Genomic DNA, 25317 nt, shown 5'->3' on the forward strand with positions numbered 1-25317 from the left:
GCAGCGCTCGCGCCGCTCCATAAAAACAACTAGATGAAGGATCCTTCAATGGATAACTCCAACACCTTGCCTCTGGGGTCGGCGGCCGCGCCGGCACAACCACGCACCACTTCCAGCCGCATCAAGTCGATCTTCAGCGGATCAGTCGGCAACATGGTCGAGTGGTACGACTGGTACGTCTACGCCGCTTTTTCACTGTACTTCGCCAAAGCCTTTTTCCCGAAAGGCGACACTACCGCCCAACTCCTCAACACCGCCGCGATCTTCGCCGTGGGCTTCCTGATGCGTCCGATCGGCGGCTGGCTGATGGGCCTGTACGCCGACAAGGTCGGGCGTAAAAAAGCACTGATGGCCTCGGTCTACCTGATGTGCTTCGGCTCGTTGCTGATTGCCCTGAGCCCAGGCTATGAAGTCATTGGTATCGGTGCGCCCATCCTGCTGGTGTTTGCCCGTTTGCTGCAGGGGCTGTCAGTCGGCGGCGAATACGGCACCTCCGCCACCTACCTCAGCGAGATGGCGACCAAGGAACGCCGTGGTTTCTACTCCAGCTTCCAGTACGTGACCCTGATCTCCGGCCAGCTCATCGCTTTGGCGGTGCTGATCGTGCTGCAACAGGTGCTCACCACCGAGCAACTGTATGCCTGGGGCTGGCGTATCCCGTTCGCCATCGGCGCCCTGTGCGCAGTGGTCGCGCTTTACCTGCGTCGTGGCATGGAAGAAACCGAGTCGTTCACCAAGAAAGAAAAAGCCAAGGAAAGCGCGATGCGCACCTTGATGCGTCACCCCAAGGAACTGATGACCGTGGTCGGCCTGACCATGGGCGGCACCCTGGCCTTCTACACCTACACCACCTACATGCAGAAGTACTTGGTGAACACGGTCGGCATGAGCATCTCCGACTCCACCACCATCTCGGCAGCTACGCTGTTTCTGTTCATGTGCCTGCAACCGATCGTCGGCGGGCTGTCGGATAAAGTCGGCCGTCGTCCAATCCTGATCGCCTTCGGCATCCTCGGCACGCTGTTCACTGTGCCGATCCTCACCACCCTGCACACCATCCAATCCTGGTGGGGCGCGTTCTTCCTGATCATGGCGGCGCTGATCATCGTCAGCGGTTACACCTCGATCAACGCAGTGGTGAAGGCCGAACTGTTCCCAACCGAAATCCGTGCCTTGGGCGTGGGCCTGCCGTATGCACTGACCGTATCGATCTTCGGCGGCACCGCTGAATACATCGCGCTGTGGTTCAAGAGCATCGGCATGGAAACCGGTTACTACTGGTATGTGACTGCGTGTATCGCAGTGTCGCTGGTGGTCTACGTGACCATGAAGGACACCCGCAAGCATTCGCGCATTACCACGGACTAAAAAATGTGGGAGGGGGCTTACCCCCTCCCACATTGGCTTTACATCGCTTAGTTAATCAGCGCAGTTCCGCCACCTCACTACGCCCATACCGCCGCTGCGCATACGACGCCCCTGCAATCATCACCACCAATATTCCCGCCAACACCGCCGATGAACCAATGGTGCCAAAATCCAGGCCACCCTGCTCATGGGGCTTAGTCAGGAAATCCCCCAACGTCGCGCCAAACGGCCGGGTCAGCACAAACGCTACCCAGAACAACAGCACCGACGAAATCTGCGTGAAGTATTTGAGCGCCACCACTGCGGCGATGGTCGAGCCGATCAACAGTGCCCCGCCAGCAAACCCCAACCCCGAATCGTCCGCCAGGAAATCGCCCAACGCCGTGCCGAGGGTGTTGGAAAACAGAATTGCCATCCAATAGAACAACTCACCCCGGAAGGTCTGCACCTTGTTCACGTTCAGCGAGTCACCGCTGAGGTGCCACAGCGCGAAAATGATCATCAGGATCACGATCAGGATCATCGACCCCGTGGCGTAACCCAAGCCCAGGGTGCGGTCCATAAAGTCGGACATGGTGGTGCCGGCCGTGCTGGTGGATAAAATCACGATCCAGTACAGCACCGGGTTGTAGGTTTTCGACCAGAGTTGCGTCACCAGAGTGACCAGGAACACGCTGATCAAAATCATCGAACTGATCGCATAACCGACATTCAGGGTCATCGACAACAAGTCCCCGGCGGTTTCGCCCAAGGTGGTTGCGCAGATTTTCATGACCCAGAACGCCAGGGTGATCTGAGGAAGTTTATTCATGGGGTAGAAGGCTCCGAGATTCAGTCTTTCGATGGCCGACTTATGGGGGTGTCGACCTTGGGCGCAGACTGAACGGGGCGCTGTGAAAAATAGGTGGGCGATGAATGAAAATTCCATGGGCCAATGGAAATTCGCTGCCACGGGTTGCACTATGACCGCCTCCCAGAATTGCGTAGCAGGAACCCGGCCCATGTCTGACGATATCCATTTCTACGAACCCGCCAACGGCCACGGCCTGCCCCATGATCCGTTCAACGCCATCGTCGGCCCACGGCCTATCGGCTGGATTTCGTCCCACGACAGCGCAGGCCGCCTGAACCTGGCGCCCTACAGTTTTTTCAATGCGTTCAACTACATTCCGCCAATCATTGGGTTTTCCAGTGTCGGGCGCAAAGACAGCCTGAACAACATCGAACAGACCGGCGAGTTCGTGTGGAACCTCGCTACCCGCCCGCTGGCCGAGCAGATGAACCAGAGTTGCGCAGCGGTCGCGCCAGACGTGAATGAGTTCGAGTTGTCAGGCCTGACGCCGGTGGCCTCGAAAATCGTCGCCGTGCCACGGGTGGGCGAAAGCCCGGTGTCATTCGAATGCAAGGTGACGCAGATCATCCAGCTGCAACGCGCCGACAAAGGGTTGGTACCGAGTTGGCTGGTGCTGGGCGAGGTGGTTGCGGTGCATATTGCCAAGTGGCTGCTCAAGGACGGCGTCTACGACACCGCCGCCGCCGAGCCGATTTTGCGCGGCGGTGGCCCGGCGGATTACTTCCAGCTAGGGCCAGAGGCACTGTTCAAGATGCACCGCCCAGGCGCCACCCAACGCTGATCGGAATGCGATCAATTGTGGGAGGGGGCTTGCCCCCTCCCACATTTAGTCAGCGGCAGGCGCCCAAATCAGTTGACCCTCTGCATCCACGTCGACCAAGCCTGCAAGCTGCAGCGTCGCCGCATCATCGGCATCCGAAGCGGTCTTGAACGTCTGCCCATCGAGGATCTTGTGAAACTGCGGTGCGCCCATGCCATCCAGTGCCTTGACGGCGACGGCGGCGCTGTAGCCTCCTTCACCCGGTACTACGGCGGAAACGGCTTCGTGGTGGGCAAATTGTTTACGTGCCATGTTGCAGGTCCTGGCCAATGGAAAGGCGGCCATTCTAAACCGGTTCAACCGGCGAGTTGCAGGTACTCGCCATAGGCGTGGGCGGCGGATGCATCGGTGAAGGTCTGAAAGTCCATGCTGCGCACCACCATGTCGTTCAACAACTCGGTGAAGATCATCAGCGCCGGCGAGCTGAAGTAGGCGCTCATCGCCTGCTCGCTGCTCCAGAAACCCGAGACCAGCCACACATCGGGGTCGACCTGGGAATGCTGCAACGAGAATTGCAGACAACCCTGAGCCTGACGCCCTGGTTCGATCAAACTGCTCAAACGTGCACCGAGTTCGGTGCTGCACCCGGTGCGGGCACGGATAAAGGCCATATGGCTCGCGGGAATGGGGGTGGACATGTTCGACTCTCCCGTTGAGAAGTGATGCTCGGCAAGCACTGTGAGGGTGTGTTGCCACAGGATCAACGATAACGGCGCGGGGGTGGACGCGGTTAGTCGATTCCTGCCGGCTTATTGCACAATCCTGCGAGAAGCGTAAACCGGGTGTTCTGCCCAGCGGTTTTACGCAGGCGCGAACGCCGTGTTTCAGGGAGATGACAGGCCTCGCGCTTGCCTGATTGCCCACATGGCGCAGGATCAGGCAAGGATTATGCAGAATCGACCTAACACTCTTTGAAAAGCCGCCGCTAAGCTGACCCCATCAAAGCCGCCTGCAGAGGACGCTTCATGTCGTCGCCCGAACATCAGCCCATTCCCCTCGATGCCGAGATGGAAAAACAGCGCGCCGAACTGGCCAGTATCGTGCACCGGCATACCTGGGAAGATGGCTCCTACGGCACCGCGATCACCTCGCTGTACCTGAACCGCCACAACACACCGCGCGACTTTATGCCGGTGCTGGTGGAGCCCGCGCTGTGCATCCTCGCCAACGGCAGCAAGGAAGTGCGCCTGGCCGATGAAATCTTTGCCTACGACCCGCTCAACTATCTGGTGTTCTCGGTGGCGATGCCGGTGGCCGGGCGGATCATCGATGCGACGCCGGAAGATCCGAACCTGTCGGTGCGCATCAACATCGACCCGGCGCAACTCACAGCCCTGATTGCAGAGGCCGGCCCCATGGGCGTCCCTACGCGCCCGACATCACGCGGCATGTACGTGGACCGCATCGACACCCAATTGCTCGACGCCGTGCTGCGCCTGGCGCGCTTGCTGGATACGCCCAAAGACATCGCCATGCTGGCGCCGCTGATCAACCGGGAAATTCTCTACCGCCTGTTGCGGGGGCCGCAGGGGTATCGCCTGTATGAAATTGCCGTGGCCAATAGTCAGAGCCATCGGGTGAGCCAGGCGATCAAGTGGCTCAATGGCAACTATGAGCAACCGCTGCGCATCGATGACCTGGCCAGGGAAGTGAACCTCAGCGTCTCGACCCTGCATCACCGCTTCAAGGCGATCACTGCCATGAGCCCGCTGCAATACCAGAAGCAACTGCGCTTGCAGGAAGCGCGGCGGTTGATGATTGCCGAAGGGCTTGAAGCCTCGGCAGCCGGTTATCGGGTGGGGTATGAAAGCCCGTCGCAATTCAGCCGGGAGTACAGCCGACTATTTGGTGCGCCGCCGTTGCGGGATCTAGCCAGACTGCGCCAAAGCATCTGATCTTCAGTGTTTTTCAGTCCAGGGTGCGCGGGAGCTGCAAGGTGACCCGCAACCCACCCTCGCGCAGATTCTGCAAGCTCACCTCGCCACCATGGCTGTGGGCAATATTGCGCGCAATCCCCAGACCCAACCCGTAGCCCTGCTGCTGCCCGGCCAGGCGGAAGTGCGGCTCGAACACCTGTTCCAAGCGCTGCTCCGGCACGCCAGGACCTTCATCGTCGACGTGCAGGACAAATTCCGCGCCATCATCCTCGACATGCAAATGCGCGTTCTGCCCGTACTTCAAGGCGTTGTCGATCAGGTTGCCAATGCAACGCTTGAGCGCCAGCGGCTTGCCCGGATAGGCCACCAATGCAGCGCCATCCAGGGTCACGCGGCCGTTACCGTTGGGCGCAACATAAGGTTCCACCAGGCATTCGAGCACATGGTTCAGATCGACGGGCTGGATGTTCTCGTGGATATCGGTGTCTTTCACGCATTGCAGCGCGCCCTTCACCAGCAGTTCCAGCTCATCCAGATCGCGGCCGAACTTGGTTTGCAGATTCTCGTCTTCCAGCAGCTCCACGCGCAGGCGCAGACGGGTGATCGGTGTGCGCAGGTCGTGGGAAATCGCGCTGAACAGCTGGCTGCGCTCGGTCAGGTAGCGGCTGATGCGCTCGCGCATGGCATTGAATGCGCGCCCCACTTCCACCACTTCACTACCGCCACCTTCGGCCACAGGCTCTACGTCGGCGCCCAGGGACATATCCCGCGCCGCCCGCGCCAGGCGCTTGAGCGGCCGGCTTTGCCAGTGCACCAGCAGGCCAATAAACAACAGCAGAAAACCGCTGGTCAGTACGATAAACCACACCTGCTGCGATGGCAGGCCCTGTTCTTCAAGACTGGTATAAGGCTCAGGCAGCAACGAAGCGATGTACAGCCATTCGCCGGGGGCGAGCTGGATCTGGGTCACCAGCACCGGCGGGTTTACCGGTTCCAGGGTCAATGCGTAATGGGCCCAGGAACGCGGCAGCTCATCGAGCTTGAGGCCGGCGTTGAAGATGCGCAGGTCTTCGGCGCTGACGAACTCCACCGAGATATGCACGTCGGCGCCCAGGGTCTGGCGCAGCACTTCGTCCACCGCCACCAGCACCGCCTGTTTGCGCGGGGTTTCGGGCAAGACCTGCATGTCCAGCGGGCGGTCATTGAGGGTCACCACAAACCGGGTGCCGCCCATGCTGCGCAACTGGTCCAGGACCAGCGGGCGATAGGCCACGGGCAACGAACGGAAGTAACTCACACTGGCGGTCATCGAATGCGCCAGGCTGCGCGCGCTGGTGACCAGGCCCTCAAGCTGGGTGGCGCGCAACTGCGAGACCCAGATCACGCTGGACAACGCTTGGGCGAACAACACCGCGAGCAAGGTCAACAGCAGCATGCGCCCCAACAGCGAGCGCGGTACCGGGAAGCGGCGACGGCGTTCTGTCACCGGCTCATTGGACATTGCCGGCAACCACGCTGGCTGCCAGTTGATAACCGCTGCCACGTACGGTGCGGATCAGCCTCGGGGGTTTTTCGGTGTCGCGCAGGCGTTGGCGCAGCCGGCTCACTGCCATGTCCACGATGCGGTCCAGCGGCATCAGGTCGCGGCCACGGGTGGCGTTGCCGATGGTGTCGCGGTCGAGAATCTGTTGCGGGTGGTCGAGAAACAACTTGAGCAGCGCGAAGTCGGCACCGGAGAGGATCACTTCCTCACCGTCGACGTGAAACAGGCGGTGGCTGATCATGTCCAGGCGCCATTCATCGAACACCAGCACATCAGCATTCCCACTGCGCTCCTGGCCGAACTGGCAGCGGCGCAACAGGGCCTTGATCCGCGCCTGCAACTCGCGAGGGCTGAACGGTTTGCCGATATAGTCATCGGCGCCCAGCTCCAGGCCGATCACACGGTCGGCTTCGTCGGAACTGGCGGTGAGCATGATGATCGGCACCTGCGCCTGGCGCGGATGCTGGCGAATCCAGCGGCAGAGGCTGAAGCCGTCTTCGTCCGGCAACATCACATCGAGGATGACCAGGTCGCACGGCGCCTCGTTCATCGCCTGGCGGAACCCCGCGCCATCCGGCACGCCACGCACCTGGAAACCGGCGCGACTGAGGTAGGTTTGCAGCAATTCGCGGATTTCCTGGTCGTCGTCGACGAGGAGAATCGATTTACTGATTACGCTCACGGGGTCCTCCTTGTTGTTATGGGTGTTCTTGATGGCCCTATCGGGGGCAAGCCCCCTCCCACATTTTGAACGCGTTCCAAATGTGGGAGGGGGCTTGCCCCCGATAGGGCCATCACTGCCTAAGCAAATGCCTGTTCCAATGCCACACCCGCCCCGGTCAACCCGGAATACGGCGCGGTCACCAACCACACCGGAATGCCTTTGAAGTAGTCGCTCATGCAGCCTTTGTCACTGAAGCTTTTGGCGAAACCGCTGGCGATAAAGAAGTCGGCAAACCTCGGTATCACCCCGCCCACGATGTACACGCCACCGCGCCCACCGGTGGTCAGAACATTATTGCCTGCAACCCGGCCCAGCCAAATGCTGAACTGGTCCAACACTTCCATGGCGATCGGATCGCCGGCCAGGCCTGCCGCCGTGATGGCTTCGGGCGTGTCCAGTACCGGCGCGTGGCCATCGACCGCGCAAATCGCCCGGTACAAACGCGGCAAGCCGCCGCCGCTCAACGCCGTTTCGGCGCTGACGTGGCCAATTTCGGTGTAGATGTGCTGCCACAGCTGGGTTTCCCGCGGGCTGCTCAGGGGCAGGTCGACATGGCCGCCCTCCCCTGGCAACGCCGCGTAACGACCAGCACCAAGGTCCAGCAGTGTGCCGACGCCCAGCCCAGTGCCCGGCCCGATCACCACCGCCGGGCGCAACGGCTCCGGCGTGCCTTCGCAGACCACGCGGAATTCGTCGGGCTGCAGGCGGGTCATGCCCAGGGCCATGGCCGAGAAATCATTGACCAGCAGCAGTTCATCCACCTGTAACGTCTTGCAAAACGCCGTCTTGCTCAAGCGCCAGTGATTGTTGGTGAACTTGAACTCATCGCCGCTCACCGGCCCGGCCACCGACAGGCACACCGCACCGATGTCCCCGATTTCCAGGCCTTCTTCCTTCAGATAGACCTTGATCGCCGCTTCAGGGCTTGGGTAATCCGCCGTGGCATGCACCCGGATCGAGTGCAGCGCCGAATCTCGCCACACTGCAAAACGGGCGTTGGTGCCCCCGATATCACCGACCAGCGCTAACTTCACTTAAGCGTCTCCAAGGCAGAGGTAAAGGCGCTGGCGCCCTGCTCTGCGGAGCTTGCGGCCAAGCGCATAAATGCAAACAGCTCGCGACCGGCTCCCACGTTATTGCCCAGAAGGCCCGTGGCAGGCGTGCGCGCTGCAAATGCTTCGGCGTCCACCTTAAGCTCCAAGGTGCCGGTCACGCCATCCACACGAATGATATCGCCATCGCGCCCCCGCGCCAGTGGCCCGCCGCTCTGGGCTTCGGGGTTGACGTGAATCGCGGCGGGGATCTTACCCGACGCGCCGGACATACGCCCGTCTGTCACCAGCGCCACCTTGAAACCACGGTCCTGCAACACGCCAAGGAACGGCGTCATCTTGTGCAATTCCGGCATGCCGTTGGAGCGCGGCCCCTGGAAGCGCATCACCGCGACGAAGTCTTTTTCCAACTGGCCAGCCTTGAAGGCGTCGGCCAGGTCTTGCTGATCCTGGAACACCACAGCCGGTGCTTCGACGATTTGATGTTCCGGCGCCACGGCGGAGACTTTCATCACGCCGCGCCCCAGGTTGCCTTCCATCACGCGCAGGCCACCTTCTGGCGAGAACGCGCGAGCCACCGGGCGCAGGATGGTTTCGTCGAGGCTTTCGATAGGGCCGTCGCGCCAGACCAGCTCACCGTCGACCAGGAACGGTTCCTGGATATAGCGGCTCAGGCCCTTGCCGGCTACGGTGTTGACGTCTTCGTGGAGCAACCCGGCTTCCAGCAACTCACGGATCAGGAACGACATGCCGCCCGCCGCCTGGAAGTGGTTGATGTCGGCCTTGCCGTTTGGATACACGTGGGACAGGGTCGGCACTACCTCGGAGAGGTCAGCCATGTCGTCCCAGGTCAGGATGATGCCCGCCGACATGGCGATGGCCGGCATGTGCAGGGTGTGGTTGGTGGAGCCGCCGGTGGCGTTGAGGGCGACGATGGAGTTGACGATGGATTTCTCGTCGACGATCTCGCCGATCGGCGTGAAGTTGCCGTTGGCTTTGGTCAGTCGCGTGACCTGATGCGCGGCTTCGCGGGTCAGGGCGTCACGCAGCGGCGTGTACGGGTTGACGAACGAGGCGCCCGGCAAGTGCAGGCCCATCACTTCCATCAGCAACTGGTTGGTGTTGGCGGTGCCGTAGAACGTGCAGGTGCCGGGGCTGTGGTAGGACTTCATCTCCGATTCCAGCAACTCTTCGCGGGTGGCCTTGCCTTCGGCATAGCGCTGGCGCACATCGGCTTTCTGCTTGTTGGAGATGCCCGACGGCATTGGGCCGCCCGGCACGAAGATCATCGGCAGGTGGCCGTAGCGCAGCGCACCCATCATCAGGCCGGGGACGATCTTGTCGCAGATGCCCAGCATCAGTGCGGCGTCGAACATGTTGTGGGACAGCGCTACCGCCGTGGACATGGCAATCACTTCACGGCTGAGCAGGCTCAGCTCCATGCCCGGCTCGCCCTGGGTAACGCCGTCGCACATCGCGGGCGTACCACCGGCGAACTGGCCGACCGAGCCGACTTCGCGTAGGGCTTTCTTGATTTGTTCAGGGAAATGTTCGTACGGCTGATGCGCCGAAAGCATGTCGTTATATGACGAAACAATTGCCACGTTGGCGGCATTCATCATGCGCAGGCTGTTTTTGTCTTCAGTGCCGCAACCGGCCACGCCGTGGGCAAAGTTGGCGCATTGCAGCTTGCCGCGCATCGGACCGTCGCTGGCGGCGCCGCGAATGAGCGCAAGGTAAGCCTCGCGGGTGGCGCGGCTGCGGGCGATAAGCCGTTCGGTGACCTCAAGAACGCGGGGATGCATGTGTAGAACTCCAGGCTAACGGATGTGGCGACCTGAGTGTCTATGCTGATCAAACGCCCGCAGCTCATGGGATGGCAGGGTGTCGTTTAAATCATCGGACCAGTTGATTCAGGTCACTCGTTGTAGATTGAACAAAATATTGCCACTAAAAAGGCTTGTTTTCTATTTTTATGCGAATAATCTTGTAATTCTTACAACAAATCGACGACAGGCACTCTCCAATGACTCTTCGTATCGCAATCAATGGTTTTGGCCGTATCGGCCGTAATGTCCTGCGCGCACTGTATACCCAAGGCTACCGCCAGGATTTGCAGATCGTCGCCATCAACGATCTGGGCGACAGCTCGATCAATGCCCACCTGCTCAAATACGACACCGTACATGGCACATTCGACGCAGAGGTCGCTCACGATCAGGAAAGCCTGACCGTCAACGGTGACCGGATTGCCGTGAGTGCCATTCGCAACCCGGCCGACCTGCCATGGGCTGCACACAAGATCGACGTGGTCTTTGAATGCACCGGTCTATTCACCGACCGTGACAAGGCTGCCGCCCATATTAGCGCCGGCGCGCGCAAGGTGATCATCTCGGCACCGGCCAAAGGCGCGGACGCTACCGTGGTGTATGGCGTGAACCACGACATTCTGCGTCAATCCCACCAGATCATCTCCAACGCCTCGTGCACCACCAACTGCCTGGCGCCAGTCGCCCAGGTGCTGCACCGCGAGCTGGGCATCGAAAGCGGCCTGATGACCACCATCCACGCCTACACCAACGACCAGAACCTGACCGACGTCTACCACACCGACCCGTACCGCGCGCGCTCGGCCACCCAGAACATGATCCCGAGCAAGACCGGTGCCGCCGAAGCGGTCGGCCTGGTGCTGCCGGAACTGGCGGGCAAACTGACCGGCATGGCCGTGCGGGTGCCGGTGATCAACGTGTCGCTGGTGGACCTCACCGTTACACTGAAGAAAGAAGCCACCGCCGAAGAAGTCAATGCGCTGCTCAAGGAAGCCAGCCAGCACTCGAAGATCCTCGGTTACAACACCCTGCCGCTGGTATCCAGTGACTTCAACCACAACCCGCTGTCGTCGATTTTCGACGCCAATCACACCAAAGTGAGTGGCAAGTTGCTCAAAGTGTTGGCGTGGTATGACAACGAGTGGGGTTTCTCCAACCGCATGCTGGATAACTGCCTGGCGTTGTGCAACGCCGAGTAAACCCGTCTTGTGATGAGCTTATGTGGGAGGGGCTTGCCCCCCCACATTTGATCGATGCAGGCCTGCAGAAATAGCCACTTGCCATTTCAGTTGATGATAAGCATTATCATTAACTGCAAATCGGTCTGGTATCACTGTGAGCCAATCTCGCTTCAATCAAGTCTTTCTCACCCAACGGGTGATTCTGCTACGCACCTTGCAGCGGATGGTGAATAACCCCAGCACCGCCGAGGACCTGTTGCAGGAAACCTACCTGCGCGTCACCCGGGCCCTCAGCGAGCGGCCGATCGATCACCTTGAACCTTTCGTCTACCAAACCGCGCGCAATCTGGCGTTGGATCATCTGCGTTCGCGCAGGATTCAGGCCCGAACGCTGCAGGAAGATGTCCCATTCGACATCCTGCAAAGCGTCGCAGCGCCCATCAGCACCCCCGAAGATGCGACCCAGGCCGAGCAACTGCTTGAACACCTGAGCGTCAGCCTGGGCCAGTTGAGCGCCCGCCAGCAGCAGATTTTCATCCTCAGCCGCCTGCACGGGTGCAGCTACCAGGAGATCGCCGATCAGTTGGACGTGTCCTTGAGCACCGTGCAAAAGGAACTGAAATTGATCATGGCCATCTGCGTAGGTGTGGCCGAACGGCTGGATCGGCCTTAAGCTGCACCCGACAGAAGTGTCGACCCAGGCTGTAGGATTAATGAATAAAACGTGGCGAAGACCCGAGGCACACCGTGACGGACCCGAATAAACTGCGCCCCCATGAGCTGGCTCATGAGGTGTTGCAAGACACGGCTATGGACCAGGCCCTCGACTGGCTGATCGCCTTGCAGTGCCCGCAGCCCGGGCAGCAGGCCGAGTTTGAAGCCTGGCTGGCCCACGACACGGCCCACGTCCAGGCTTTCGCCAAGGCCCAGGCCGCCTGGGGTGGCGCGCCCGTGCACAGTGCTGCCATGGCTTTGGCCGCGCCACGCAAGCCCAGCGCCTGGCGCCGGATCAAACCCCATTGGAAACCACTGGCCACCGCCGCTGTGCTGCTGATTGGCCTGTTCAGTTTCAGCAATCTGCCAGTACGCCTGCAAGCCGATCACCTGACCGTGGTGGGCGAACGCCAGCGCCTGCAACTGGACGATGGCTCGAAAGTATTGCTGAACACCAACTCGGCGTTTTCCAGCAGCATCAAGGATCAACAGCGCATCGCCCGCCTGTACCAGGGCGAGGCTTTTTTCGAGATCGCGCCCAGTCATGGCCAGCCCCTGGAAATCGACGCCGGCCCGGTGCGTGCCAGCGTGCGCGACACCGCCTTCGCCGTGCGTTACCTCAATGGCGAGGCCCAGGTGCAGGTGCAGCGCGGTGATGTGGACCTGAGCAACACGTTCGATGACGCCCGTGTACGCCTGCGCGCTGGTGAAAGTATCCGCATCGGCCCCAAAGGCTTCGGCCAGCCGGCCAAGCTGGATGCCAGCAAGGACCTGGCCTGGGTGCAGGGTCGGCTGATTTTCGAAAACTGCCCGATGAGCGAGGTGCTCGCCGAGTTGCGCCGCTATTACCCAGGCTGGATCGTCAACACCAACGACCAACTCGCCAGCGTCGCGGTCACCGGTAATTACCGGCTCGATCAACCGCTGGACGTGGTGCGCTCCCTGGCGCACATCACCTCGGCCAAGCTGTCGGAATACCCGGCGTTGGTCATCCTGAACTAAATGAGAATTATTTTTACTCGATAACCTTCGGCGGTACGTCTCGTCTTAGCCAATGCAACTGATTCCTATTTGATTCGGTTCGCAACTATAAGATTCGTACCCCGGAGCGCTCTCGATGTCCTCTCGTTTCAACCGCCGGTCTTCTTCGCCCGTCCTATCCCTGTTGACCGCCGCCATCCTGCTGGCCAGCGCGCCGGTCATGGCCGCCACCGCCGCCGAACCGGTTTCGCGCAGCCAGGGCAACTACACCTTCAGCATCGAACAGCAGCCGCTGGTCTCGGCCCTCAACGCTTTTACCGCCGTGACCGGCTGGCAAGTCGGCCTGCCAGCAGAGTTGGGCCAGGGCGTGTCGTCCCCTGGTGCACGCGGCCCGTTGTCGCCGGAAAAAGCCCTGGACCGGCTGTTGGTGGGGACCAACCTGAGCTACCGCAAACTGGGCAGCAACAACATCGTGCTGGAAAAGCGCGCAGCCGGCAGCACCCTCAATCTGCAACAGGTGACCATCAGCGCCACCCGTAACGAGCAGGACGTAAACAGCGTACCAAGCACCGTCAGCGTGCATGAGCGCGAAGAGCTGGACCGCCAGAACGTCAATAACATCCGTGAGCTGGTGCGCTACGAGCCCGGCGTCTCGGTGGGCGGGGCCGGCACCCGTGCAGGTAACGCCGGCTTCAACATCCGCGGCATCGATGGCGACCGTATCCTCACCCAGGTGGACGGCGTGGAAGTGCCGGACAATTTCTTCAACGGCCCCTACGCCAAGACCCGTCGCAACTATGTCGATCCGGAAATCGTCAAGCGCGTGGAAATCCTGCGCGGCCCGGCCTCGGCGCTCTACGGCAGCAGCGCCATCGGCGGCGCCGTCAGCTACTTCACCCTCGACCCGGATGACATCATCAAGCCCGGCCAGGACGTCGGCGCCCGCCTGAAGACCGGTTACAGCTCCGCCGACGAAAGCTGGTTGACCTCCGGCACCTTCGCCGGCCGCGTACAGGACTTCGACGGTTTGTTGCACCTGAGCCAGCGCAATGGCCATGAAACCGAATCCTATAACGGCAACAACGCCACCGGCCTGGACCGCACTGGCGCCAACCCGGAAGAAGCGCGCACCACCAATGTCCTGGCGAAACTCGGCTGGAACTATGGCGATGACAACCGTCTGGGCCTGACCTATGAGAAGTACAAGGATGATCGAGACGTCAACCTGAAGAACGCGGTGGGTGGCCCGTTTATCGGTGGCAGAGGCTTTAACCTCTACCGAGACCGTCGGGGTAACGACACAATTACCCGTGAACGTTTCGGCCTGGAAAACACCTTCGTCCTTGAGTCCCCCATAGCTGACCGCATCAAGACCAGTTTCAATTACCAGATCGCCAAGACCGACCAGACCACAGCCGAGATCTATCAGTCTGGGCGTCGCGTATTGCGCACCCGCGACACGCTTTACCAGGAAAAACAGTGGATCTTCGATGCGCAGTTGGACAAAGCGTTCAGCCTCGGTGAAACCGGCCACCAAGTAACCTACGGCACCACGCTCAAGCAACAAAAAGTGACGGGGTCGCGCGAAGGCAGCGCGACCTGCGTGGCCGTCGGCAGTGGCTGCACCGCCATTGGAGCACCCAGCCCAATCGCCACCGACAGTGTGAAGAAATCCAGCGATTTCCCAGACCCGACCATCAACACGTATTCGCTGTTTGCACAGGACCAGATCACCTGGAACAAGTGGACCTTCCTGCCCGCGGTACGCTACGACTACACCCAGCTCAAGCCCAAACTCACCCAGGAATTCCTTAATACGGTGAACCCTACCGGTGCGGATTCTGTCAGCGACAAGGAAAAAACCTGGCACCGCGTAACACCCAAGTTTGGCCTGACCTACGCGCTGACCGATCAATACACCTGGTTCGGCCAATACGCCGAAGGTTTCCGCACGCCGTCCGCCAAGGCGCTGTACGGCCGATTTGAAAACCTGAACCTGGGCTACACCGTCGAACCCAATCCGGACCTCAAGCCGGAAACCAGCAAAGGCATCGAAACCGGCCTTCGCGGCAATTTCGACGAGGGTTCCTTCGAGATCGCAGTGTTCTATAACAAATACCGCGACTTTATCGACGAAGACAACGCCGTGGTCGGTGGCACTGTCGAGCAGTTCCAGGCCGTCAATATCAAGCGCGCCACCATCAAAGGTGCCGAAGCCAAGGGCCGTCTGGACCTGGACGCATTCGGTGCGCCACACGGCCTGTACACCCAGGGTTCTGTCTCCTACGCCTACGGTCGCAACGACGAAAACGGAGAGCCACTGAACAGCGTCAACCCGCTCAAAGGCGTGTTCGGCCTGGGCTACGATCAAGACAACTACGGCGGCCTGCTGAGCTGGACCCTGGTGAAGAAACAGAATCGCGTTGACAGTTCCACCTTCCACGCTCCGGACGGCGACACCAGCGCCCCCTTCAAAACGCCCGGCTTCGGCGTCATCGACCTGACGGCCTACTACAAAGTCACCAACGACGTGACCCTCAACGGCGGCCTCTACAACCTCACCGACAAGAAGTACTGGAACTGGGACGACGTACGCAGCTACGACAGCGTCGGCGAAGCCGCGGTGACCGGCCCGGCCAACCTCGACCGCCTGACCCAGCCCGGCCGCAACTTTGCGATCAATGTGATCTGGGACATCTGACGGCAGCCGCCTTGCCGCGCCGGAATTATTCACCGGCGGGGTGAGGATTTTTTACTGTGCCGCGTCTTCTTGTTCGTCTAGTTGATAACAGCTCTCTTTCGGGCACCAAGGCGCTCCCCTTCTCAAGGACTTTTTCATGACCGCTTCTTCTACCGCTGAACGCCCAAGCCTGCGCTCCCAGCGCCTGAACCAGATCACCAACGAGCCACACACCAAGCTCGATGCCCTGGTGAAGGCCCACGCCCCGTTCGAAACCCCGGCCAACTTTGCCCGTTTCGTGGTGGCGCAGTACCTGTTCCAGTCCGAACTGGTGGCCCTGTACAACGATCCCGAACTGATCAAGATCGTCCCTGACCTGGCCGCACGCTGCCGCGCCGAAGCCGCCAAGCTGGACCTCGCCGACCTGGACACCGACGTGCCGGCGCCGGTGGCCGGTGCCGTGAGCAACCCGAGCAAAGCCCAAGCCCTGGGCTGGCTGTTCGTGTCCGAAGGTTCCAAGCTGGGCGCCGCATTCCTGATCAAGCGTGCGGTGGGCCTGGGCCTGAGCGAAACTTTCGGGGCCCGTCACCTGGGTGAGCCGGCCGGTGGTCGTGCTGAAGGCTGGAAGAGCTTTACCCGCACCCTCGACGGCCTGCAATTGAGCGCCGAAGAAGAAGCGGCGGTGGAAAAAGGCGCGGTGGATGCGTTTGTGCGCTTCACCGTGTTGCTGGAACAGGCGTACGCTAGCGCCCCTGAAGTGGCCTGAGCCTGCCAACTTTGTGGGAGGGGCAAGGCCCCTCCTGCATTTCCCCCTCGTTCCAAACTGATTTTCTTTGATACCCGACCCATGACCGGCAAAACCCAATCCACCTCGAAAATCGCGCAGATCCTGTTCGGCCTGCTGGCCTACGTCAGCCTGGGCATTGGGCTGGTGGCGATTGTGATACCTGGTTTGCCCACCACCGAATTCATCCTGCTGGCCGCCTGGGCCGCGACCAAAAGCTCGCCGCGCCTCAGCGCCTGGCTGGAAAACCACCGCCTGTTCGGCCCCATCCTGTTCAACTGGCGCAACGGCAAGATCATTGCCCGCCGGGCCAAAGTCAGCGCCACCGTGAGCATGCTGCTGTGCGCGATCCTGATGCTGGTGATGCTCGACCATGGCTGGCCGATCTACCTGGCGATGGCCGGGATGGGCCTGGGCAACCTGTGGATCTGGTCACGCCCCGAACGGCTCGCACAGCCCGTATAACGCAGCGTGTAGGCATTTTCCTACCGCTCATCGCCCCCCTCTCATGAAACCTCCTACCGCGCCGATGCTCCGGATATAGCGCTGAATGGACTTGGCCGTGCTGTGCATTCCAACAAGTCCATTCGTGAGTGAACCTATGTTCGACACCCTCTCTATCCGCTTGAAAATCGTGCTGCTCTCCGGGCTCTGCCTACTGGGCGTGATTGCGCTGGTGGTCGGCATCAATATCTACACCACCAACCAGAACGATCAGTTGGTCAGCGATTCAAGCTCACGAATGCTCACCGCCAGCGTGGAACAGCTGCTGCAAGCCAAGGCCGCCGAACAGGCCGTGCAATTGCAGAAAACCTTCGGCGACAGCCAGGTGGCGTTGACCGCCCTGGCTGACCAGATCAAAGACCTGCGCAACCTGGGGACCCATCGCGGCCTAGACGCCGGAGCCCTGCGCGAAGAACTCAACCAAAGCGTAAAAACCGCATTCGAGCGCAACAATAAGGTGCTGGGGATCTGGCTGTCGTTCGAGCCCAACGGCCTCGATGGCAAGGACAGCGAATTCATTGATGACAAGGCCCGCGTGTCCAATGAAAAAGGCCGTTTCTCCAGCTACTGGAGCCGGGCCGGTGGCGCAGGCCTGAACACCATCATGGTCGAGGACGACCTCAACAAAACCGCCCTCAACCTCAGCGGCACGCCCTACAACATCTGGTACACCTGCCCACGCGACACCCGCAGCATTTGCCTGCTGGACCCGTATGAAGACACGGTGGCCGGCAAACCCGTGCTGATGACCACTATTTCCCTGCCGCTGATCGTGGACGGCAAGGTCATTGGCATTGTCGGCGTCGACATCGCCCTCACCGCCCTGCAAGCGACTACCGATGCCGCGCAAAAAGACCTGTTCAACGGCGCGGCACACCTGGAAATTCTCTCCAGTACCGGCTTGATCGCCGCCTACAGTGGCGAACCGGCCAAGGTCGGCAAGAACCTGATCGACACCCTTGGCGCCGAAGGCAAGGAAATCGTGCAACTGCTGGCCAGTGACAGCCGCATGATCCGCGAACAGGGCGACACCATCCGGGCCGTGTACCCGGTCAAGCCGATCAGCGATGCCAAGTCCTGGGGCGTGGTGATCAAGCTGCCAAAAGCCGTGATGCTGGCCGATAACGTCAAGCTGCAAGCCGTGCTCGACGATGCCCAGGCCGCTGGCACGCTTAAAGCGTTGCTGGTGGCGGCCGCCGCAGCGCTGCTCGGCCTGCTGCTGATCTGGCTGACCGCCACCGGCGTGACCCGCCCGATCAACAGCGTCGCCGCCATGCTCAAGGACATCGCCAGCGGCGACGGCGACCTCACCCAGCGACTGGCTTATGCCAAGAAAGACGAACTGGGCGAACTGGTGAACTGGTTCAACCGCTTCCTCGACAAGCTGCAACCGACTATCGCGCAGATCAAGCAAAGCATCACCGAGGCCCGCGGCACAGCGGATCAATCCTCAGCCATCGCCCGTCAGACCAGCGAAGGCATGCAGGTGCAGTTCCGTGAAATCGACCAAGTGGCCACGGCGTCCAACGAAATGAGCGCCACCGCCCACGACGTGGCCAACAGCGCCTCCAATGCCGCCAGCGCGGCACGCGGCGCCGATCAGTCGGCACGTGAAGGCATGCAGATCATTGAAAAGAGTACGCGGGATATCACCACCCTCGCCGAAGAGGTCAGCAAGGCAGTGGGCGAAGTCGAAGCCCTGGCGGTCAACAGCGAGCAGATCGGTTCGGTGCTGGAAGTGATCCGCAGCATCGCCGAGCAGACCAACCTGCTGGCGCTCAACGCGGCGATTGAAGCGGCCCGCGCCGGCGAAACCGGCCGTGGGTTTGCGGTGGTGGCCGATGAAGTGCGCAACCTGGCCAAACGCACCCAGGACTCCGTGGAGGAAATCCGCCTGGTGATCGAGCGCATCCAGAGCGGCACCCGTGGCGTGGTCGCGACCATGCACTCAAGCCAAAGCCAGGCCCAGAGCAATGCCGGGCAGATCCATCACGCCGTGCAGGCGTTGGGCAAGATCAGCGATGCGGTGACGGTGATCAGCGACATGAACCTGCAAATCGCCAGCGCCGCCGAACAACAGAGCGCGGTGGCAGAAGAGGTCAACCGCAACGTCTCGGCGATTCGCACGGTGACCGAAACCCTGACCGGCCAGGCTACCGAATCGGCGGCTATCAGCAGTCAACTGAATGCGTTGGCCAGCCAACAGATGAAACTCATGGATCAGTTCAAGGTTTAAGAAACACCACAGATCAAAAGTGGGAGGGGGCAAGCCCTCTCCCACATTTGGATCACCTGTGTCTTAAAGACCGGTCCAGGTACTGACAAACTGCGTCAGGTCTTCTTTAGCTGCCGTACGCGGCGGGTTCTGCGGGGTGCCCAGGTAAAGGAAGCCAATCACCTCCTCATCCGCCGTCAGCCCCAAACCTTTGGCCACATGGGCCGAGTACGACAATTCCCCGGTACGCCACACCGCACCAATCCCCTGTGCATACGCCGCCAGCAATATGCCATGGGCCGCACACGCCGCCGCCAGCAGTTGCTCGGACTTGGGCACCTTGAAGTGCTCCTGCAAACGGGCAATCACCACCACCACCAGCGGGGCGCGCAACGGGCCATTCTGGGCCTTGTCGATGGCGGCTTGCGGGGCGTCGGCGTCTTGCAGGCGTGCGGCCTCGGCCAGCAGCGTACCCATCTGCTCACGGGCGGCGCCTTCTACGGTGAGGAAACGCCAAGGACGCAGTTGACCATGGTCGGGCGCACGCATGGCAGCGGCGAACAGCACGTCGCGCTGCTCCTGGGTCGGTGCCGGCTCCAGCAAACGCGGTACGGAAACACGGTTGAGCAAAGCGTCGAGAGCCTGCATTGGCCACCTCCAGAAAAAAATGTATGGCCATTCTAGCGGGAATGAATCGGCTACCACCAAACGATAATTGCTCTTATTCATTCCCCCCGGCCCTGTTAAACTTTGTGGCCCTGTTTTTCGCCTTCGTTCAGGAAACCTGATGTTCCGTTCGCTTCTTCGTCTGTCTGTAGCATGCATGGCCCTGGGCCTGACTGCGTGCGATGACGCCCCCAGATTCACCAAGGCCGAGCCGGGTGAATCGCGGGCCGGCGGCGCGACGACGGTGAACAAGCGCGACCAGAACGCATTTTCCCTGCCGTCGGCCAACCTGTCGCCGACGCGCCGCCTGGACTTCAGCGTCGGCAACAGCTTCTTTCGCAACCCCTGGGTGATCGCGCCGTCCACCACCACCGCCCGCGATGGTCTCGGCCCGCTGTTCAACACCAACGCCTGCCAGAACTGCCATATCAAGGACGGCCGTGGCCACCCGCCGCTGCCCGATGCGGCCAATGCGGTGTCGATGCTGGTACGCCTATCGATCCCTGATGCACCACCCTACGCCAAACTCATCGAGCAAATCGGCGTCGTGCCCGAGCCCGTCTACGGCGGGCAACTGCAAGACATGGCCGTGCCGGGCGTGGCACCGGAAGGCAAGGTGCGGGTCGACTACACGCCGGTCAACGTCACGTTCAAGGACGGCACCGTCGTCGAGTTGCGCAAGCCAAACCTGCAGATCACCCAGCTCGGCTACGGCCCAATGCACCCAGACACCCGCGTCTCGGCGCGCATCGCCCCGCCGATGATCGGCCTGGGCCTGCTCGAAGCGATCAGCGACGCGGATATCCTGCGCAACACCGATCCGAAAACCGCCGATAAAGAAGCCATCGTCGGCCGGGCCAATCAGGTCTGGGATGACGCTCAGCAAAAAACTGTCCTCGGGCGTTTTGGCTGGAAAGCCGGACAACCCAACCTCAATCAACAAAATGTTCACGCGTTTTCTGGTGATATGGGCCTCACCACGTCCCTGAGACCCTTCGATGACTGCACCGACGCCCAAGTGGCCTGCAAACAGGCGCCCAACGGCAATGGCGCCGATGGCGAGCCGGAAGTCAGCGATAACATCCTGCGCCTGGTGCTGTTCTACACCCGCAACCTTGCCGTGCCCGTGCGTCGCAACGTCAAGGATCCGCAGGTGCTGGCCGGGAAAAACCTGTTCTACCAGGCCGGTTGCCAGGGTTGCCATAAGCCGACGTTCACCACCGCCGCGAATGCCGCCGAACCTGAGTTGGCCAACCAAGTGATCCGCCCCTACAGCGATTTGCTGCTGCACGACATGGGCGATGGCCTGGCCGACAACCGCAGCGAATTCAAGGCCGGTGGCCGCGACTGGCGCACGCCGCCATTGTGGGGCATCGGCCTGACGCAAACCGTGAGTGGCCATACCCAGTTCCTGCATGACGGCCGCGCCCGCAACCTGCTCGAAGCCGTGCTCTGGCACGGCGGTGAAGCCCAAGCGGCGCAGCAGCATGTGTTGTCCTTTAATGCCGAACAGCGCGCTGCGTTGCTGGCGTTCCTGAATTCTTTATAAGCTTCGCCCCACTTACCGAAGGGAGCTCGACATGTTCCGTCCCAAGTTGTTGTTCACCAGCCTGGCCGCCCTTGCCCTGGGCGCCTGCTCGCCACAAGACCCGCAAGCCGTGACCTCGGCGGCGATCGCCAAACAAGTGATCCTGCCGACCTACAGCCGCTGGGTTGAAGCCGACCGTCAGTTGGCCGTCAGCGCCCTTGCCTACTGCCAGGGCAAGGAGAGCCTGGACACCGCCCGCGCCGACTTCCTCCACGCGCAAAAAGCCTGGGCCGAGTTGCAGCCGCTGCTGATCGGCCCGCTGGCCGAGGGCAACCGTGCCTGGCAAGTGCAGTTCTGGCCGGACAAGAAAAACCTGGTCGGTCGCCAGGTCGAGCAACTGGTCACCAGCCAGCCGCAGATCGACGGCGCCGCACTGGCCAAGTCCAGCGTGGTGGTGCAAGGCCTGTCGGCCTACGAATACATCCTCTACGACGCCAAGACCGACCTCGCCGACGACGCGAACAAAGCCCGTTATTGCCCTCTGTTGGTGGCCATCGGCGACCGCCAGAAAGTCCTGGCCGAAGAGATCCTGGCCAGTTGGAACAGCACCGACGGCATGCTCGCGCAGATGACCAAGTTTCCGAACCAGCGCTACGCTGATTCCCACGAAGCCATCGCCGATCTGCTGCGTGTCCAAGTGACCGCACTGGACAGCCTGAAGAAGAAACTCGGCACGCCCATGGGTCGCCAGACCAAGGGTATCCCGCAGCCGTTCCAGGCTGATGCGTGGCGCAGCCAGTCGTCCCTGCAAAGCCTGGAGGCCAGCCTCGCCGCCGCCCAGACCGTATGGGTCGGCGTCGACAACAAAGGCCTGCGTGGTCTGTTGCCGTCGGATCAAAAGCCATTGGCCGACAAGATCGACGCCGCCTACGCCGCGTCCCTGAAACTGTTCGCCAGCAACCAGCGCACCCTCAACGAACTGTTGAACGATGACGCCGGGCGCCAGCAACTCAACGACCTCTACGACAGCCTCAACGTCGTCCACCGCCTGCACGAAGGCGAACTGGCCAAGGCGCTGGGCATTCAACTGGGCTTTAACGCCAACGACGGTGACTGATGATGCTCAGGCGACAGGCTTTGGCGGTTGGCAGCGTGCTGCTCAGCGCACTCACGCTGGGTGGCTGGACGCTGTTCAAGCAAAAAGACAAGGGCCCGCTGCTGCTGTCGGCGCGCGATGATGCAGACGGCAAGCACTACGCCGTGGGTTATCACCTGGACGGCAAGCCAGTGTTTGCCACCCAGGTCGGCCAACGCTGCCACGACATCATCAACCACCCGACGCTGCCGATTGCGCTGTTCGTCGCCCGTCGTCCGGGCACCGAGAGTTACCTGATCGACCTGCGTGATGGCGCGTTGCTGCAAACCATCACCTCGAACGCCAATCGCCACTTCTACGGCCATGCGGTGATCCACAAGAGCGGCGACTGGCTGTACGCCACCGAGAACGACACGTCCGATCCCGGCCGAGGTTTGCTCGGTGTGTATAAGTTCGAAGGCGAGCGGCTGGTGCACAGCGGCGAGATTTCTACCCACGGCATCGGCCCGCACCAGGTGTCGTGGATGCCCGATGGCGAAACGCTGATCGTGGCCAACGGCGGCATTCGTACCGAAGCCGAAAGCCGAGTGGAAATGAACCTCAACGCCATGGAGCCAAGCCTGGTGTTGATGCAGCGCGACGGCACGCTGATCAGCAAGGAAACCCTGGCCCAGCAGATGAACAGCGTGCGCCATATGGGCATCGCCAGCGATGGCACCATCCTTACCGGGCAACAGTTCATGGGGCCGTCACAGGAGCGTTCCGAGTTGCTGGCGATCAAGCGGCCGGGGCAGCCGTTCGTGGCGTTCCCGGTGGCGGATGAGCAGTTGCAGGCCATGGGGCATTACACCGCCAGCGTCGCAGTGCACAGCGAGTTGCGCCTGGTGGCATTGACGGCGCCGCGTGGCAATCGCTTCTTTATCTGGGACATGGACAGCGGCGAACTGCGCCTGGACGGGCCGTTGCCCGATTGCGCCGGCGTCGGTGCGGTGGCAGATGGGTTTGTCGTCACATCGGGCCAGGGCCGGTGCCGTTTCTACGATTGCCGCCAGAAGCAGTTGGTCGCGAAACCGTTGGAATTGCCGGCGGGGCTTTGGGATAACCACCTGCATCTGATCTGACTGAAGGCCGCGCCCCGCTGGAATTCATTCGCAAAAAAAAGGGCCTCGCATCGCAAGGCCCTTTCCCGGTGGTTTCAATCGCTTCAACTCTGCGGCCTCATCCCTTGAGACATGCCGAACATGAACAGGAGCAACTCATGATCAGGCTTGGCTGCCGTACTCGCCTTGGCGACACGCGGCAACAGGCATTGCGCCCCGCCCTGCGTCGCACTGAGTACCTGTGTGCGAGGCTGCTCCCATGCGGCCAGGGCCAAGGCTGCAACGCCTAACGCCCCCACCAGGAACACACCTCGTGCTATTTCTAGCTTCATTTGGTTAAACCCTTGATAGCGCTGCCAAACGCCGTCTCGTAAAAGTAGCTGAGTTTTGCCCAGTCGCTATCGTTCCACGACGAATGGCGGCGCAGTTGCCGCATGTCATGGGATGCCGCCTGATGAGCGGTCATTCGCTGACGGCACTTCTCGAAGTCCAGGAGTGCCACTTCCACGTTGGCCGAGTCGCCCTCGCCCGTCACCCGTACAAAGATATGCTTGATGTACAGGCAACCATGCTGCCAACGCCCCTTGTGCATGCGCGCCAGGGTGCCGGCCAATTCCTTGAGTACGCGCTCGTGAACCCGCTCGCCGTAGCGTTCACGGCCACCGACCGAGTACCAGTTTTCAATTTCGTCGAAACCGTCGAGAGACGCCGTGACCAGCAACGCCTGCCAATGATGCTCGGCATCACGGCGGGCCTCGCAGAACACCAGTTCCGGTACCCGCACATCGAGCAGGCGCAGGCCCTTGAGGGCATCACGCTCGCGCAGCACGGTGGGGCGCCCAAACGGATGCAGCCAACTGCGGTAGATATGGCCGGTCTGGCGCTTGCTATAGAGCAGACGCCCGTTGGCGCTCATCACCCGCTGCACACCGCTTTCACCGCCGCGCCGACGATTGGGTTCTTCAACCCATTCGCCTTGTTGGCGCCAGAAATAGTCAAACCTTTCTTCGGGAGTTACGTGACTGCCTGCTACGCACTCAACTGCCATCCTGTTACCTCTTGCGCAATACATACACACGCCACATGGCGTACAGCGGTATGAAGTCCAGGGACTCCTGGACACGGAAACCGGCTTGCTCAAACTCTGCTTCAACAGTAGCAGCCGGTAACACAAATCTGTTTTGGTAACCTTCCTGCTCACCCTTCTTGCGCCGCTGATCTTCGAGGCGCTTGCGTTTCCAGGCTTTGAAATTGCCATCGACCCACAGCGAAATGATCACGCTGTCGCGGGTAACACGCTGAAACTCCCGCAATATCGCCAGTCGGTGCGCCGGATCACCAATGTGGTGCAACAAGCGCATACAGAAAATGCTGTCGACCGAGTTATCCGGCAAATCGATATCAAAGGCAGATGTCTGCAAGGGTCGTACCCGTTTCACCACATCCGCAGGTTGGGCGACGGTTGCAACCTTCAACATCGATGCCGAATTGTCCGCACCGATAATCACACGGTTGGGTTTTTCCGCCAGCAACGGCCAGAAGCGCCCCGCCCCACAGGGCAAGTCCAGCACCAGGCCAGGCTCACCCGCCATCGCCAGCGCGCCACGGGCCAATTGCTCGTCGCGTTTGTGGGACAACCGGCGGGCCAGATTGTCCTGATGCTTGAGCAAATATTCGTGGGCGTGTTCGTCGTCGTACTTTTCGGAAAATTCGAGCTTGATGGGGTCAGACATCACAGGTCTCCAGTGACTGATGCCTACCACCTTAGGCAGCGAACTGTGATCAACAGGTCAACCGTGTGT

24 protein-coding genes are annotated in these 25317 nt (G+C 61.1%); 13 read left to right on the top strand and 11 right to left on the bottom strand.

Features of this window, described 5'->3' with window-relative positions:
• Positions 1-48 precede the first annotated feature (48 nt).
• Positions 49-1368: an MFS transporter gene (locus tag AOA60_RS17595; RefSeq protein ID WP_099585530.1), complete on the top strand. Its 1320-nt coding sequence runs from the start codon at positions 49-51 to the stop codon at positions 1366-1368.
• A gap of 55 nt (positions 1369-1423) precedes the next feature.
• Here AOA60_RS17595 and AOA60_RS17600 read toward each other — a convergent pair whose 3' ends face one another.
• Positions 1424-2179, bottom strand: coding sequence for a hypothetical protein (locus AOA60_RS17600; protein ID WP_099585531.1), 756 nt, complete (start codon positions 2177-2179; stop codon positions 1424-1426).
• A gap of 190 nt (positions 2180-2369) precedes the next feature.
• On the opposite strand from AOA60_RS17600, the gene AOA60_RS17605 reads away from it, so the two are divergent.
• On the top strand, positions 2370-3002 hold the full coding sequence (locus AOA60_RS17605) for a flavin reductase family protein (RefSeq protein ID WP_099585532.1): 633 nt from the start codon (positions 2370-2372) through the stop codon (positions 3000-3002).
• 45 nt (positions 3003-3047) lie between these two features.
• On the opposite strand, the gene AOA60_RS17610 is transcribed toward AOA60_RS17605, so the two are convergent.
• Entirely contained in the window at positions 3048-3293 is a 246-nt protein-coding gene (locus AOA60_RS17610; protein WP_099585533.1) for a hypothetical protein, read from the bottom strand.
• A gap of 44 nt (positions 3294-3337) precedes the next feature.
• Positions 3338-3679, bottom strand: a complete 342-nt coding sequence (locus AOA60_RS17615; RefSeq protein ID WP_065930419.1) for an antibiotic biosynthesis monooxygenase family protein — start codon at positions 3677-3679, stop codon at positions 3338-3340.
• A 327-nt stretch (positions 3680-4006) separates the two neighbouring features.
• Here AOA60_RS17615 and AOA60_RS17620 point away from each other — a divergent pair, with 327 nt between their 5' ends.
• Positions 4007-4936 carry an AraC family transcriptional regulator gene (locus tag AOA60_RS17620; protein ID WP_099585534.1) on the top strand — a complete coding sequence of 310 codons (930 nt, stop codon included), beginning with the start codon at positions 4007-4009 and terminating at the stop codon, positions 4934-4936.
• A gap of 13 nt (positions 4937-4949) precedes the next feature.
• Here AOA60_RS17620 and AOA60_RS17625 read toward each other — a convergent pair whose 3' ends face one another.
• From AOA60_RS17625 to edd, 4 genes are all read right to left on the bottom strand, one after another.
• Complete coding sequence (locus AOA60_RS17625) at positions 4950-6419, bottom strand: ATP-binding protein (protein WP_099585535.1); 1470 nt, start codon at positions 6417-6419, stop codon at positions 4950-4952.
• Positions 6409-7143, bottom strand: coding sequence for a response regulator (locus tag AOA60_RS17630; protein ID WP_099585536.1), 735 nt, complete (start codon positions 7141-7143; stop codon positions 6409-6411). Before AOA60_RS17630 ends, AOA60_RS17625 begins: the two co-directional genes overlap by 11 nt.
• 119 nt (positions 7144-7262) lie before the next feature.
• Positions 7263-8219 (bottom strand): glucokinase, encoded by a 957-nt coding sequence (locus AOA60_RS17635; protein ID WP_099585537.1) that lies wholly within the window; start codon positions 8217-8219, stop codon positions 7263-7265.
• Positions 8216-10042, bottom strand: a complete 1827-nt coding sequence (gene edd, locus AOA60_RS17640; RefSeq protein ID WP_099585538.1) for a phosphogluconate dehydratase — start codon at positions 10040-10042, stop codon at positions 8216-8218. Before edd ends, AOA60_RS17635 begins: the two co-directional genes overlap by 4 nt.
• A 221-nt stretch (positions 10043-10263) precedes the next feature.
• Here edd and gap point away from each other — a divergent pair, with 221 nt between their 5' ends.
• The 7 genes from gap (at position 10264) to AOA60_RS17675 (ending at position 19146) form a co-directional block, all read left to right on the top strand.
• Positions 10264-11265: a type I glyceraldehyde-3-phosphate dehydrogenase gene (gene gap, locus AOA60_RS17645; protein ID WP_099585539.1), complete on the top strand. Its 1002-nt coding sequence runs from the start codon at positions 10264-10266 to the stop codon at positions 11263-11265.
• A 136-nt stretch (positions 11266-11401) separates the two neighbouring features.
• Positions 11402-11920: an RNA polymerase sigma factor gene (locus AOA60_RS17650; protein WP_099585540.1), complete on the top strand. Its 519-nt coding sequence runs from the start codon at positions 11402-11404 to the stop codon at positions 11918-11920.
• A gap of 74 nt (positions 11921-11994) precedes the next feature.
• Positions 11995-12963 carry a FecR domain-containing protein gene (locus AOA60_RS17655; RefSeq protein ID WP_099585541.1) on the top strand — a complete coding sequence of 323 codons (969 nt, stop codon included), beginning with the start codon at positions 11995-11997 and terminating at the stop codon, positions 12961-12963.
• A gap of 115 nt (positions 12964-13078) precedes the next feature.
• Complete coding sequence (locus AOA60_RS17660) at positions 13079-15643, top strand: TonB-dependent receptor (RefSeq protein ID WP_099585542.1); 2565 nt, start codon at positions 13079-13081, stop codon at positions 15641-15643.
• Positions 15644-15779: 136 nt separating this feature from the next.
• Positions 15780-16388, top strand: a complete 609-nt coding sequence (locus tag AOA60_RS17665) for a biliverdin-producing heme oxygenase (RefSeq protein ID WP_099585543.1) — start codon at positions 15780-15782, stop codon at positions 16386-16388.
• 81 nt (positions 16389-16469) lie between these two features.
• Positions 16470-16871: a YbaN family protein gene (locus tag AOA60_RS17670; protein ID WP_099585544.1), complete on the top strand. Its 402-nt coding sequence runs from the start codon at positions 16470-16472 to the stop codon at positions 16869-16871.
• Positions 16872-17007: 136 nt separating this feature from the next.
• The gene (locus tag AOA60_RS17675; RefSeq protein ID WP_099585545.1) at positions 17008-19146 is read left to right on the top strand and encodes a methyl-accepting chemotaxis protein; all 2139 of its coding nucleotides are present in this window, start codon (positions 17008-17010) and stop codon (positions 19144-19146) included.
• A 63-nt stretch (positions 19147-19209) separates the two neighbouring features.
• Here the strand turns inward: AOA60_RS17675 and AOA60_RS17680 are convergent, their stop codons facing one another.
• Entirely contained in the window at positions 19210-19773 is a 564-nt protein-coding gene (locus AOA60_RS17680; RefSeq protein WP_099585546.1) for an NAD(P)H nitroreductase, read from the bottom strand.
• Positions 19774-19912: 139 nt separating this feature from the next.
• Here AOA60_RS17680 and AOA60_RS17685 point away from each other — a divergent pair, with 139 nt between their 5' ends.
• From AOA60_RS17685 to AOA60_RS17695, 3 genes are read left to right on the top strand one after another with little or no spacing between them, the layout of a single operon-like run.
• The gene (locus AOA60_RS17685; protein ID WP_099585547.1) at positions 19913-21340 is read left to right on the top strand and encodes a di-heme oxidoredictase family protein; all 1428 of its coding nucleotides are present in this window, start codon (positions 19913-19915) and stop codon (positions 21338-21340) included.
• Between the two features lie 31 nt (positions 21341-21371).
• Positions 21372-22436, top strand: a complete 1065-nt coding sequence (locus AOA60_RS17690; protein ID WP_099585548.1) for an imelysin family protein — start codon at positions 21372-21374, stop codon at positions 22434-22436.
• A 2-nt stretch (positions 22437-22438) separates the two neighbouring features.
• Entirely contained in the window at positions 22439-23536 is a 1098-nt protein-coding gene (locus tag AOA60_RS17695) for a DUF1513 domain-containing protein (RefSeq protein WP_099585633.1), read from the top strand.
• 83 nt (positions 23537-23619) lie between these two features.
• Here AOA60_RS17695 and AOA60_RS17700 read toward each other — a convergent pair whose 3' ends face one another.
• The 3 genes from AOA60_RS17700 to AOA60_RS17710 are packed head-to-tail and all read right to left on the bottom strand — an operon-like array spanning position 23620 to position 25248.
• On the bottom strand, positions 23620-23847 hold the full coding sequence (locus AOA60_RS17700; protein WP_099585549.1) for a hypothetical protein: 228 nt from the start codon (positions 23845-23847) through the stop codon (positions 23620-23622).
• On the bottom strand, positions 23844-24563 hold the full coding sequence (locus tag AOA60_RS17705; protein ID WP_099585550.1) for a lipopolysaccharide kinase InaA family protein: 720 nt from the start codon (positions 24561-24563) through the stop codon (positions 23844-23846). Before AOA60_RS17705 ends, AOA60_RS17700 begins: the two co-directional genes overlap by 4 nt.
• A gap of 4 nt (positions 24564-24567) precedes the next feature.
• Positions 24568-25248 (bottom strand): class I SAM-dependent methyltransferase, encoded by a 681-nt coding sequence (locus AOA60_RS17710; protein ID WP_099585551.1) that lies wholly within the window; start codon positions 25246-25248, stop codon positions 24568-24570.
• Positions 25249-25317 lie beyond the last annotated feature (69 nt).

The sequence above is a fragment of the Pseudomonas sp. 2822-17 genome, from assembly GCF_002742485.1.
GTDB lineage: Bacteria > Pseudomonadota > Gammaproteobacteria > Pseudomonadales > Pseudomonadaceae > Aquipseudomonas > Aquipseudomonas cyclaminis.